Annotated in this window: 8 protein-coding genes; 1 reads left to right on the forward strand and 7 read right to left on the reverse strand. The window is 67.5% G+C overall.

The window, feature by feature from the left end; genetic code table 11:
* Window positions 1-155: 155 nt before the first annotated feature.
* The 7 genes from ACFW2E_RS14225 to ACFW2E_RS14255 all read right to left on the reverse strand — a co-directional run bounded on the left by ACFW2E_RS14225 (window position 156) and on the right by ACFW2E_RS14255 (window position 11,255).
* A complete protein-coding gene (locus ACFW2E_RS14225; RefSeq protein WP_384466096.1) occupies window positions 156-3,410 on the reverse strand; it encodes an N-6 DNA methylase in 3,255 nt (1,084 codons plus the stop codon).
* A 296-nt stretch (window positions 3,411-3,706) separates the two neighbouring features.
* Complete coding sequence (locus tag ACFW2E_RS14230; protein ID WP_345576790.1) at window positions 3,707-4,654, reverse strand: hypothetical protein; 948 nt, start codon at window positions 4,652-4,654, stop codon at window positions 3,707-3,709.
* Window positions 4,655-4,745: 91 nt separating this feature from the next.
* Window positions 4,746-5,693, reverse strand: a complete 948-nt coding sequence (locus ACFW2E_RS14235) for a hypothetical protein (RefSeq protein ID WP_384466098.1) — start codon at window positions 5,691-5,693, stop codon at window positions 4,746-4,748.
* A 55-nt stretch (window positions 5,694-5,748) separates the two neighbouring features.
* Complete coding sequence (locus ACFW2E_RS14240) at window positions 5,749-6,303, reverse strand: hypothetical protein (RefSeq protein ID WP_384466100.1); 555 nt, start codon at window positions 6,301-6,303, stop codon at window positions 5,749-5,751.
* 1,073 nt (window positions 6,304-7,376) lie between these two features.
* The gene (locus ACFW2E_RS14245; RefSeq protein ID WP_384466102.1) at window positions 7,377-8,219 is read right to left on the reverse strand and encodes a hypothetical protein; all 843 of its coding nucleotides are present in this window, start codon (window positions 8,217-8,219) and stop codon (window positions 7,377-7,379) included.
* Window positions 8,220-8,441: 222 nt separating this feature from the next.
* A complete protein-coding gene (locus ACFW2E_RS14250; protein WP_384466104.1) occupies window positions 8,442-10,097 on the reverse strand; it encodes an MFS transporter in 1,656 nt (551 codons plus the stop codon).
* 594 nt (window positions 10,098-10,691) lie between these two features.
* Window positions 10,692-11,255 (reverse strand): Dps family protein, encoded by a 564-nt coding sequence (locus ACFW2E_RS14255; RefSeq protein WP_384466106.1) that lies wholly within the window; start codon window positions 11,253-11,255, stop codon window positions 10,692-10,694.
* A gap of 416 nt (window positions 11,256-11,671) precedes the next feature.
* Here ACFW2E_RS14255 and ACFW2E_RS14260 point away from each other — a divergent pair, with 416 nt between their 5' ends.
* Window positions 11,672-12,514: an RNA polymerase sigma factor SigF gene (locus tag ACFW2E_RS14260; protein ID WP_384466131.1), complete on the forward strand. Its 843-nt coding sequence runs from the start codon at window positions 11,672-11,674 to the stop codon at window positions 12,512-12,514.
* Window positions 12,515-12,686 lie beyond the last annotated feature (172 nt).

Consider the following 12,686-nt stretch of genomic DNA (forward strand, 5'->3'; position numbering starts at 1 on the left):
GTCCGACAAACGCTCACCCGCAGGCGACTTGACCTGCCCCACCCTCGCCACACCACAACCAACGAACGCAGGACATCTAAGTCACCGGCATTGCGCCTAGACCCGGTCCCGATCCCGGCGCAGTCGCGCCAGGTCGCTGAGCCTCGCCCTCGCCGCTACTCGGGCGGGCCGTACGTCATCTCCAGCGAATGCTCCTCCAGGCTGCGGAGCGTCAGCTGGTCGTCCCGGACTTCATTGAGTAGGAAGAGCTCCCGGGTCCGACACTCCTCGCACAGGCTGACGACAGCGAACGGCCAGAGATCGACCGGAGCCCCGTACGGGGCACTGTCCACGTAGATGCGGTCGGGCCGAAGCGGCTGGGTGCTCGACCGCTCGAACGGCTCCCAGCTCGGATGGCTGCCCCTCAGCCGGAGCCCGACTATTCGGTACGAGCCCTCGTCGAGGTACTCGCACCGCTCCACCCAGTCCCAGTGCGTCCCAGAGAGCCAGCTGACCGCGCTGATCGCCCGCACGATGTGCGGTTCCAGCCGCTCGACGTCTTCAGCCAGTTGGTGGCTGGCGCGGACGCCGTGCGCATGGTGCGAGGTGTTCCTGAAGTCCTTGATGTGGCCCAGTAGGGCGCGCGCGTTTCCCCGGTCGCGCACGGTGGCGAGCTGTTGGATGCGGGGCTCGATTCCCTCGGCCTCCAGCCGATCGAGGATCCAGAGCCAGGTGCCGAAGGTGGCGCCGGTCCGAAACTGCTTGCGCAGGTTCCGGGAGAAGCCGTTTGGCGCGGCCAGCTCGGTGAGCGCCAGCACGCCCAGCACCCGGGCCAGGCCCTCGCCCAGCTTGAGCAGTCCGTCCTTCCGCTCCGCCGGGTGCGTGCTGACCCGGTACCGACGGGACAGCGCGGCTGCGTGGTGCGGAAAGCTCCACTCGGCGCGCGAGATCGGGTCGTCCAGCGGGCGTACAAGTTCGCCGATCAGGCCGGCTTCGTGGGCGGCGAACCTGATCTCGTTCCGAACCCCCTGGACGTCCCGTTCGCCGCTGCCGAAGACGTTGGGCAGGATTCCCGACATCGTGGTCCGCAGTGCGCGCCGTCCCTCCTGCACGGTCTCCAGGAGGCTCTCCACCTCGCTGTCGGTCACCAGCTCGACGGGGACGTGCGTGTCCAACAGATCCCGAGCGCTGGGGTACTGACCGTTGTCCTTGCGGGAGTTCAACCACTCGCAGAGCGCCTGGCCGCTGCCGCGGAGCGGCTGCAGCACGAAGAGCGAGGTCGCCGCCTCGCCGAAGCCCTGCGGCAGCAGGCGCCAGTTCCCCGGCCGTCCGACGAGCATGCCGCCCGAGCACAGGGTCAGCGCCCCCCCATCCTCCGGCGCGTCGGGGAGCTCAACGGCCGAGTCCGCCTCGTGGAGGTCTTGTGCGCGCAGGTGCTTGGGCCGGTCCGCGCCGTCCTCCTGCTCCTGGCCCCTTTGCGGCGGGTGGACCCGGGTGGTCTCCAACCTGGCCAGGTTACGCAGCAGTTCGAATTGGCCGTCGAGTTCCGGTCGGTAGAAGAGCGCGGATGGGATCTCGCAACCCACCCGCGTCCTGCTGTCGTCGATCCAGGCGTCCGGAGCGGTCGGGTGCACTTCGCGTCGGAGGTGGTCCATGGGATCCACCTGCAGCGGCAGGTGGACGAACTCGCGCAGCTCGGGATCCGGCTCGTACGCCTCGCCGATCCGCTGCGGCTCTCCGTCGCCATCGCGTACGCCGACGGCCTTGCGGACCGCCGCCTCGAAGACCTTCCCGCGCGGCCAGCTCACGCCGGCCGAGGCGACCGCCCGGCGCAGCGCCGTGACGGCCTCCTGGCCCCTCGTCCACGTCGAGCCGACCAGCGGACGCAGGGCGGCCACCAGGGCAGCGGGATCATGGGTCTTCTGGATCACGCGCGATTCGGCGAGCCGAGTCAGGACCTCCTCGGACAGCTCGTACCTGAGCCGCAGCGGTTGATCGATCGTGACGCGCTGGTACATCAGTTCGTGGGTGGAGACCACGCGGACCCGGTCGTCTGGCTGCTGGGCGGAGTCGGCAGACAAGGTGTCCAGGTAGAGCCCGGTGATCTCGGCGATCTGGTCCGACGTGATGTATTTGCGCTTAGAGCCGATGGAGCGACGCATCCGCTGCCACTGGTCCTGAGCGTTCAGCAGCAACACCTGGCCCCTGCGCTGTGCCGGCTTGCGGTTGCTGAGGACCCACAGGTAGGTGCTGATGCCGGTATTGGGGAAGAGGAGGTCGGGCAGCGCGACCACGGCCTCGAGCCAGTCGTTCTCCACGATCCACCGCCGGATGTCCGATTCGCCGGACCCCGCACCACCGACGTACATCGGAGAGCCGTTGAAGATGACCGCGATTCGACTGCCGCCCTCGCCCAAGGCGCTCACCGGCTTCATCTTCGCCAGCATGTGCTGCAGGAAGAGCAGTGAGCCGTCGTTGATCCGGGGAAGACCGGCCCCGAAGCGGCCCGCGAAACCGAACTGCTCGTGCTCCGACCGGACCGCGTACTCGCTCTTCTTCCAGTCGACGCCGAACGGCGGATTGGCGAGGAGGTAGTCGAAGGCGGTTCCCTGGTGCCCGTCCTCGGCGAAGACGTTCCCGAAGGCGATCGTCGAGGCCCGGCGGCCACTGGTCATCATGGTGGCACGGGAGATCGCCCATGACTCCCGGTTGATCTCCTGGCCGTACAGCGTGACGTCCGCCTGGGGGTTCATTAACGCGATGTACGAGGCAGCCTCGGTCAGCAGGCCGGCCGTCCCGCAGGCCGGATCCAGGATAGTGCGGACGGCATGCGGCGACGTCAGGAGGTCCGAGTCGGCGGCAACGAGGAAGCCGGCCATCAGGTGGGCGACGTCCCGGGGGGTGTAGTGCTCCCCGCTCGCCTCGTTGCCGCTCTCCGCGAACCGCCGGACGAGCTCCTCGAAGAGGCTCTCCATGTGGTCGTCGGTGATCATCTGTCCCAGGTCGATCGAGACGAACTGCGCGACGACGCGGTAGAGGAGTCGGGCCTGGTGTAGGCGGGTGACGGTCCGCTCGAACTCGAAGCCGTCCAGCAGTTCCCTGACGTTTCGGGAGTACCCGTCGACATGGGCCAGGAGCAACCGGTCGGCGTTCTCCGGATCGCTGAGCACGCTCTCCATGGAGAACCGGCTGGAGTTGTAGAAGGGCCAACCCGAGGCGGCCGTCAGGCGCTGCTCACGCTCCTGCTCGCCGTCGGTGCGCTCGGCCTCATCGAGCACCGCCTGCCGGCTCGGGGCCAGCAGGCAGTCCAGCCGACGCAGCACCGTGAACGGCAGGATCACCCGCCCGTACTCGGAAGACTTGAAGTCGCCGCGCAGCAGATCGGCCACCGACCAGACGAGCTTGGACAGATGCCCGGTGCCGTCACTCATGCTGTCCTCCGCAGGCCGGTGCCCTCCATGGGACTGATCATCCCATGGCGGTGGCCGGGTCGGCCCACGAACGACGACGCCGAGGACGAGCAGGAGGGCGAACACGCCGACCATGCCGTACTGGACGAAGCTGCCGAGGATCGTGCCGACATCGGGTCCGCCGCTCGCCTCTTCGGCTGCGGCCAGGAGCGCGATCAGGAGGGGAGCTCCTTGCGTGGGTGTGCGCAGGAAGATCCGGCGTGGGTCTGGGCATGCGAAAGGCCCCGGCCTGGGGACCGGGGCTTCGGGGGAGAAGATCAATCCAGATCGACAGTTTCGGTGCCCAGGAACTGCTCAATCTTCATGCGGAAGGTCTTCTCTGAGGGCACTGCACCATCGAAAAACGTTGAGACCTGGAACGCGGCCAGATCATCAGCATGCTTGACGTCGACCCCAGAGGCTTCAAGCTCATCCCGAGTGGCCAGCTTCAAATAGCACATGGGGCAACGCAGGGCAATGACCGTGAAGTGGGGGGTCTCCTCCGTGCCCTGGTTCACTGAGAGAACGTGGGCTGCGCTCCTACAAGCTGGACACGGCTCGCGGATCGCGATCTCAACGCCGTTCTCCGCGAAGCGCACCCCGAAGCCGCCCAGCTCCAACTGCTCGACTGCAAGACGGTCCTGAAGATGTTCAGGCAGGTCCGAGAACCGATCGTCATACCGGTGTTTCGCCTGCCTGATTCTGACCTGCACGTTCCGATAGATCTCGCCGCGCTTGTTGTCCACGGCCATGCGGGCAGCGGTCGTCCACCGGCCCCAGAAGGCGTCCAGCGGGCCTCCGAGGTCCCCGAGCAGCGTTTCGACGGTCTTGGCGAGGATCGGCAGGAAGTCCTTGGCGTCCTCTTCGCTCCCCGTGTGGGCAACGCCATTCCGCACATCGATCAGCATGTCCAGCTCCTTGTCCAGAGCCAGGACCTCCAGCGTTCGTAGACGAGATATCGCCTCTGACGCCCCAATCGTGCGGACTTTCTTCGCCTTTCGGTGACCGCCCATGTGGAACAGCATGTCCACGCTGGCGTTGCCCCTGATCTCCACGATGTAGACCGGATTCTTCGAAACCAAGACGGCCTTGGCGAGGCGCTCCACGGCCACACCGGCGTGCAGCGCGAACTCGTCGTACTCCTCGCGCCCGTGGTCCTCCATGGCCCGGTGCGCGGCCTTCTTGGCACCCTCGCAGAAGCTCTCGAACGAGAGCGAATCGTCCATGAAGGGACGGTATCCGCCCCTGTAGTACAGGGCGATGGAATTTAAGAAGACGCGGCCCCGACTCTGGGAGCCGGGGCCTTCGACGTGACGATCAGCCTGTCCTGGTCTCGCCGATCACGAGGCGTGCCTGTTCCTCCGGGGTGAGGGTGGGACCGTGGGATACGGACACCGTGGTGGTCAGTCCGGGGGTGTTGACCTTCCGCAGGGCGGCCATCTCGTCCGGACCGTGCACCTCGAAGTTGCACAGGTAGCAGCCGAAACCGTTCGCGGTGAACGTCGTCTCCGTGGCCGTATGGCCAATCGGCTCGAAGGTGAGGAGGCCCTGACCGCCACAGGCCGCGCAGTTGCCGCCCGAGGTCTTCAGGACGAGCAGGTCTCCGTCCCTGACCTCCATCGGCTTGGCGAACCACTCCTCCTTGCGGGGCTGGGGTGCCTTGAGAGCGCCTTCCTTTACCTCCGCCGGGAGACCCACGAACCGGTCCTCGAACGCGTGCCGGGCCTGGACCATCCGGAGCTGAACCTCGCGGAAGACCTGGTCCTCCTGCTCGTTCACAGCGTTCTTGACCGGGTCCGTCCACCGTTCCCAGAACTCGACCAGCGGCTTGCTGAGCTCGTCAAGCAGCGTCTCGATCGTCCGGGCGAGTGGAGTGATCATCCCCTTGGCCAGGGTGCTGTCCGATGCAGCATGGGCTGCGCCGTTGCGTATCTCGATCAGCAAGTCGAGATCGGTATCGGCCTTGAGCACACCGATCTTTCGGAGTCGCCTGATGGCCTCCGTGGCCCCGACAGTGCGGACTTTCTCCTCGTCCAACTGAACATGTCCGCCGAGATGCATGACCATGTCCGCACTGTTATTGCGGATCTCCGCGACGTAGACCGGATTCTTCGCGGCGAGGGCCGCCTTGGCGAGCTTCTCGACCGCGACACCGGCGTGGAGCGCGAACTCGTCGTACTCCGGGCGGCCATGGTCGTCCATGGCCTTGTGGGCGGCCTTCTTGGCGCCCTGGTAAAAGCTCTCAGACGAGAGCGAATCGTCCATGTCGGGACGATAGCGGCACCTGTGCCACACCCGCGACGGGTTACGTGCGGTCCATCTAAGCTGACGGCTGCCCCACCTGAATCGGCAGAGTGGGCGGGCAGGCGATGGCCGCCATTTGGGCTGCTGGCAGCGGCTTCAGCGGTGGCCACGTCAGCGTGGCGCCGACAGGCCACAGCGGATGGAACATGGGATGAGGGTCGAAGGGCGCGAGAACCTGATCGTCACTGAGGGACCCGGCCCGGACCAGCTGAATCAACAACCAGCCGATCCTCAGTGTCGAGACATACGTCGGGTTCGCGGTAGGGTCTGGCCCGCTGTACTGAGGGCAAACGAATTCCACCATGGCTGAACCCTCGTCGTTCTCCCAGGGCTCCATGGCACCGATTCTGGCGATCATGAAGCGACTGGGCTCACGATCGTGATAGAAGGCGGCACAGTCCTTCAGCGGCAGCATCTCCAACCTGGGATGCTTGTTCTGGCCTGAGAACATGAACATGGTCTTTAGGGACCAAGAGGCCAGCGCCCTCTGGTCCTCTGGGGTCAGCGTGACCGCTCGTCCGTTGATCAAGTCGGGCAGGAACGGACGCACCTCGTTTTCGAGTCTGTTCATCCATCCGTTGTTGCAGGATGCACAAACGATCTTGACTGTGGCGTCGAGAGCCGAGGCGACGTGTTGGACCCGGGTTGATTCTGTCTCTCTGATGTGGAGGGCCCGAGAGCCGCCGGGCGGCAACGCAGACTTGAGCCACCTGGGGAGTGTGTGCTCCTTCGTCAGCGGAGTGGCGCCACAGAAGACACAGGTACGAGCCATGCCGAGGACCGTACCGCCGCCTGTAGTACAGGGCGATGGATTTTAAGGACCCGGCCCCAGGGCGAACCACACCCAGGAACTCCCCAGGGTCGGGGGTGGGGGGCAAACCTCGGGAGGGCTGGCCGGCTCGGTGAGCTCGGGCACGAGCTGGGCGTCTCCGTTGGCGTCGCCACTGTCGTCGGTCGCTCCTCGGCAACCGTCGATCAGCCGACCGGACGTCAGCCGTCGTTCTCTCTCAGTGAAGCCGCTCCACCTGTCCAGACCTCATATCTGCAACGTGCTCCGCACCAGACACAAACGCCAGACCTGATGAAGCACTGCTCGCTGAATTCCACCCGTTCCCTCTCGTCGCCGCAGCTGGCGCGTTCGGGCGCGGGCGGCCTGTCCCGAAGCGCGAGTAGAAACTGTCTGGCGTGACGCTCGTTTGACGCTCCGAGTTCCCGTACGCGGGACAGCAGGCGGATAGACTGCCTCTGACCTGGGCTTTTTCGTGACCCGTCCAGGTCGATCCCTTTCCGATGACGCACCACGTGGAGTGCGTGGCGATCCTGGAGCCCGGACAAAAGGGCGCCTGACCACAGTCTCTCGATCAGCAGGGGGCTGGTCCGGCCTGTTTCCGGTGCACCACCGTGTGGAGGCCGTGACAGCCGGTCCCCGGGCTGGCCGCGGGGCGGTGACCTGTGACTTCGTGGTTTTCGCAGGTTGGCTGCTACGGGTGCTGAGCCGAAGCGCCCACGGGTGAGGACATCGAGTTGGGCGCGGGCCGCCGGACGGAGAGGCCGACCCGTTTCACTCCTGCACGGCTCGTCCGGGCCGAAGGCGTCGGCCTGCCTGCGTCCACCTGAGGTCGCCGCACCGGTTGTCACCGGTTGTCACGGTGTGTCGGGCCGGGATTCGTAGTTGAGGCTGTAAAAACGGCCGTTCTCCTCGTACCCCGTAGGGTCGCCACCCAGCGCCCGTACCGCCGCGATCGCATAGCGCTGTTCCCCCTCATCGGTGAAGAGACGCTGTGGATAGGCCCGGGAGACATCGACGATGGTGTTCAGACCGTGTGCGGCCAACGTCCGGGAGATCGGTTGGTACGACACCGTCCGCAGCACGAACGCGCTGACCCACACCGGTCTGCGGGCGCCGTCCAGCAGTGCCGTGAACGTTCGGGCGGTGATGTAGCTGCCGCCGCCTGTCAGGGTGATGAGGCCGACCTCGGCGAGGGCGCGGCTCAGACTGGGGCTGGGTGGGTCCTGTTCCAGGTTGTCGGTGAACGCGGCGTCCAGCAGGCCCACCTCGAGGGCGTAATGCACGGCGGGGGCCGAGACGTCCAGGCCGAACACCGGCACTGCGTCAGGCCGACGCCGCGCGGCAAAGAACGCCTTGTCCGATGCCGTCAGTTCCGTCGCCGACATCATCCGGCTTCCGGGGGAGGTGTACCGCTCGTACAACTCGGCCAGCGTCACGTCGTGGTTGAGCAACGCGGCGTTGATCCCGTACGAGCAGCACACGTCCAGCACCGCCGGCACGTGGGTGCGGGCGTCGTCGAGCGCGGCCCGTTCGGCGGCAGCCTGCCGGAAGACCGGCTGGGCATGGTGCGGGATCTCGTACTCCAGCGGCGCCAGCCGCCTGAAGTACGCGCGGGGGTCCGGTCCGCCGTAGACGTCGTCGAACCGTGACTTGCCGTCCGCCCCGCCCTCGGTACCGCCAGAGCCAGGTCCGGCCATGCCGTGTTCCTCCTCGCGCGACGCATTCGTACCTCCATCATGTCTCGCCTCCTGCGCCCGGAATGTCTGCCGCACCGAGGGGGCCGGATGACTCGGTCGCTCTGAAACGCCGACTGCACGTGCGATGACACCCTTCGCGGACCGACGTCGGCCTCGTCGATGCCCTGGCGTGTCGCCGGGCCCCGGCGACACCCTCAAGCGGCCAAGTGGTGCCACCGAGTCCTACTGGCCCTGCGAAGGCGCTCCACGTCCCGGGCCTGAGGCTGTCATCGGCCCGGCAGGGACGGGGAGTCGCAGGGCCAACAGCCAGCCGCCGAACGCCAGTGCGGCCATCCCGGTGGCCGACACGGTCAGCGCCTGCTCCCGGGCACGTGCGTTGATCCGCACCAGCCCGTCGGCTGCGGTACCCGTGATGCCCCGTGACATCGCCCTGGCTCGCAGGGCGTCGTCGGACACGGCGGTGATCTGGACCTGGTGCTGCACGGTCCGCGTCACCAGTTCCTTCTGGGCGGCGGACAGGACGCTGCTGTCGGTCACCCCGGCCTCGAACGCGTACAGCAGCCCCGTGGTCATCAAGGCACCGGCGAGCGCGACTCCGAATGAACTTCCCAGATAGCCGGCCGTGTAGGAGAGCCCTGTCACGTCGCTCACCTCGTCCCGCTCAGGCGCCGACTGGACGAGGTCGGTGAGCGTCGTGGCCATGCCCCGGCCGAACCCGATGAGGAGAATGCCCGGCGCGAGTGCCAGGCCCACCGCCGCCACTCCCTGCGCATGCGGACTGAACAGGACGGCGACGGCGACGCAACCGGCCGCCATGCACACGAACGCCCCCATCGCGGCGGCGCGGTGGGTCATCCTCCCTTGCCCGATGCGCCGGGCGGTCGGCGGGGCGGCCACCATCAGCCCCAATGAGATCGGAAGCAGCACGACTCCGCAGTGCAGCGCGCTGAATCCGAAGGTCGTCTGCAGGAAGACCGGCACCAGGAAGAGCACGCCGTTGGGCACCAGGATCAGCATCAACTGGGTCGAGATCCCGGTCCGGACGGCACGGTTGCGCAGCACCGTCACGCGGACCAGCGGATCCCTTCCGTTCTTGACGAGACGCAGCTCCCATCCGGCGAAGGCGGCCAGAATCAGCAGCCCCATGCCCGACAGGAGGGGAACGGGTGACAGACCGCCACGCTCCAGCAGTGTGTGGCCGAGCACCACGAAGTCCTGCCGGGCCCTGAGCAGGCCGTACCGCCCCGCGAACAGGGCCGCGACGACGAGCAGAACCAGTCCTGTCGTGGACAGCAGCACCCCGCAGGCATCGAAGCGTTGTCCGGGGCGTCCGGGGAATGGCCCGGCATCGACGGTATACCGTATGAGCCATGTCACGGCCAGGGTGATCACGGCTCCCAGAAGGAACGACACGCGCCAGGTCAGGTAGTTGGTGACCAGGCCACCCAGAACGGGACCGGCCGCCGCACCGATTCCGGACGTCATGGCCAGCGTCGACAGCACCTTGGTACGTACGGCCCCGGCGAAGGTCCTGGTGATCATCGCCATCAGCGCCGGAAGCATCAGCGCGACGCCGAGCCCCTGGAACAGAGACCAGCCGAGCAGCATGAACGGCAGGCTCGGGGCGGAGGCGGTGATCAGCGCCCCCAGCACGAAGACTCCGCCACCGAGGGCGAAGGTCCGCCGGTACCCGTATCGTGCGCCGAGCTTGCTGCCGCTGATCAGGAACGCGGCGACCACCAGGGCGTACAGCGAAATCGCCGACTGTACGCCGGTCAGTGTGGTGTGCAGGTCCCCGACGAGCGCCGACAAGGCCACGTTCATGGCGGTGGCGGTGTAGTTGATCACAAGGTTCTCGGCGACGAGGAGGAAGAACATCGTCCCGGCGGCCGACGGCGTCCCCCCTCCGATCGGTCCTCTGAACCGCCGCGCTCCGTTTCGCCCTTGCACGAAAGCGTCCCGCCGTTCGATCGCTCCGCCCCGGCAGGCCCGCGGCTGCCAGGACCGGCCTTCGTTTCCGACTTGCCGGTTCAGAGTGCACGCCGAGCACACCGAAGGCTTGCGGGACGCGCCAACACAGACCCGAGCGGGCGACAGCGCCCGCCGCCCAGCCTCGCCGGGCTGCCGAGATACGTCCTCGATGGGTGCGTTGCGTTCCAGGCGCGTGGACGGGCACGTTGTGTTCCAGGACACCGGCACCCACGGGATCGCACGGCAAGCCGCGGCTCACCGGACCGGGCCGGGACCGATGCCGCCTGAACGCCGCGCTCCCTCGCGGGCAGGTGCCGATCGGCGGCGGCGGACAGTTCGACGGGGACACCCCTGCTGGACCGCTCCGTCTGCGGCGTACCGTCTCCGGGTGCGTTCGGACGCCGACCACAACCGCTTCTGTGTGCGTACTCGCCACTGCCGGCGGCCGGGCTGACTCGCGGGGCGAGAGTCCTGGCCGCCGGTCGGTCGCATGGGAACTGATCAGCCCAGCTCGGCTGCCTTGGCCGCGGCCTCCCCCTCCGACCGGGCCTCGCCGGTGGCGAGTGTGCCGCCTGCACTCTCCAAGTGGGCCCGCACGAACCACTGGAACTGCTCCAGATCGCGCAGCTGCTCGATGAGCAGGTCCTCGGTGGCGCTGTCGATGTCACCCGCCTCCTTGACGGCGGCACGGACGCCCTCGATCACTCCGGTGTAGACGAGGTCGAGCGCGCCGAGATGGGCGATCGCGTCGGCCCGGCCGATGGAATAGTCGTCCCAGGTGCGCTCGGCGACCAGGGTTCCCGGCGTTCCCTGTGCGACGCCGCCGAGCGCGGCGATGCGCTCGGCCATGTCGTCGGCCATGTCCCGGACCCGGTCCACCTGCGGGTCGACCATCTCGTGGACGGCGATGAAGTGCGGCCCGACCACGTTCCAGTGCACGTGCTTGAGGGTCAGGTGCAGGTCGTTGAGCGCGTGCAGGCGAAGCCGGAGCAGACCGATCAGCCGGCCGGCCGCCTCGCGCTCGATGCCCGGCACCGTGTACTTCGGGGTCAGATCCTGCGTCATGGGTCACCTCGGTTCTCGGCGGGAAGTGCGTAGCTGTACGAGCACGGCTGCCCCGGTTCGCCCTGGTCAGACCTGTGCGAGTGGGACGCCGGCCGTACCGGGCGCATCGCTGCCGGTCACGACGGTGCGGAGCTGGACCTCCCTTCGTGGCTTCGTCGACTCGACCGCACTCGGAGCCGGCGGCTCCGGCGACTGAAACGGCCGAGAGCGGTCACCGGAGCGAGGATGACGATTCCGACGCGTGTCCCGCCCGGCGCGTAGTCAATGGCCAAGTGAAGGAAGCCGTACGGAGTCGAGGAGAGTCGAGCGGGGACCGACGGACGTTCGAGGAATGCTGGTCGGCGGCCGGGGTACGCGGGTGCTTGCCGGGCGATGGACCGGCGAGGACGAGGCGGATCGACTGGGAGGGGCACATGATGGCGACGGCGACCGTGCAGACCACCGAGCAGGTGGTGGACGTTCCGGAGATCGGCGCCCCTTCCCAGGTCGCGCCGAAGGACGCGCGGGAGTTGTCGAAGGTGTTCTTCGACCAGTTGGCGGTGCTGGAGGAGGGTACGCCGGAGTATCAGTACGCGCGCAACACGCTCATCGAGATGAACATGTCCCTCGTCCGCTACGCGGCCGGCCGGTTCCGCAGCCGCGGGCCGGGGGAGATGGAGGACATCGTCCAGGTCGGCATGATCGGACTGATCAAGGCCATCGACCGGTTCGAGTTGTCCCGCGAGGTCGAGTTCACCTCCTTCGCCGTCCCCTACATCGTCGGCGAGATCAAGCGGTTCTTCCGGGACACCTCCTGGGCCGTGCACGTCCCGCGCCGACTTCAGGAAGCCCGCGTCCAACTCGCCCGCGCCAACGAGGAACTGCGCAGCAGGCTGGGCCGGGCACCGACGACCAAGGAGCTCTCCGGACTGATGAGCCTTCCGGAGGACGAGGTCGTCGAGGCGCAACTGGCGTCCAACGGCTACAAGTCGGCCTCCCTGGACGCGGCGATCAACGGCAGCGAGGACGGCGAGAGCGCGCTGGCGGACTTCATCGGCGACGAGGACGCCGCCCTCGGCCTGGTCGAGGACTTCCACGCCCTCGCCCCGCTGATCGCCGAGCTCGACGACCGCGACCGCCAGATCATTCACTGGCGTTTCGTGGAGGAGCTCACCCAGGCCCAGATCGGCGAACGACTCGGCGTGTCCCAGATGCACGTCTCCCGGCTGATCTCCCGCCTCCTGGCCCGCCTGCGCGAAGGCATGCTCAGCACAGCCTGAGCCGGCCGGCGGAACCCGCTGGGGGCTCAGGCGGCGGCCGTCTTCTTCCGCCGGCGGCCGCCGGCTCCGGTGAGGGCGTCGATCAGCTCGTCGCGGCTCATCCTGGAGCGGCCCGCGACGTCCTGGTCGGTGGCCCGCTGGTACAGCTCGGCCTTGCTCAGCTCCCTCAGCT

The sequence above is a fragment of the Streptomyces sp. NPDC058964 genome, from assembly GCF_042741275.1.
Lineage (GTDB): Bacteria > Actinomycetota > Actinomycetes > Streptomycetales > Streptomycetaceae > Streptomyces.

Excerpts from the sequence above, each read along its gene's own strand:
- ACFW2E_RS14225 (WP_384466096.1), bottom strand. The coding sequence starts at position 3,410 with ATGAGTGACGGCACCGGGCATCTGTCCAAGCTCGTCTGGTCGGTGGCC.
- ACFW2E_RS14255 (WP_384466106.1), bottom strand. The coding sequence starts at position 11,255 with ATGACGCAGGATCTGACCCCGAAGTACACGGTGCCGGGCATCGAGCGC.
- ACFW2E_RS14250 (WP_384466104.1), bottom strand. The coding sequence starts at position 10,097 with ATGTTCTTCCTCCTCGTCGCCGAGAACCTTGTGATCAACTACACCGCC.
- ACFW2E_RS14260 (WP_384466131.1), top strand. The coding sequence starts at position 11,672 with ATGGCGACGGCGACCGTGCAGACCACCGAGCAGGTGGTGGACGTTCCG.
- ACFW2E_RS14245 (WP_384466102.1), bottom strand. The coding sequence starts at position 8,219 with ATGGCCGGACCTGGCTCTGGCGGTACCGAGGGCGGGGCGGACGGCAAG.
- ACFW2E_RS14230 (WP_345576790.1), bottom strand. The coding sequence starts at position 4,654 with ATGGACGATTCGCTCTCGTTCGAGAGCTTCTGCGAGGGTGCCAAGAAG.
- ACFW2E_RS14235 (WP_384466098.1), bottom strand. The coding sequence starts at position 5,693 with ATGGACGATTCGCTCTCGTCTGAGAGCTTTTACCAGGGCGCCAAGAAG.
- ACFW2E_RS14240 (WP_384466100.1), bottom strand. The coding sequence starts at position 6,303 with ATGAACAGACTCGAAAACGAGGTGCGTCCGTTCCTGCCCGACTTGATC.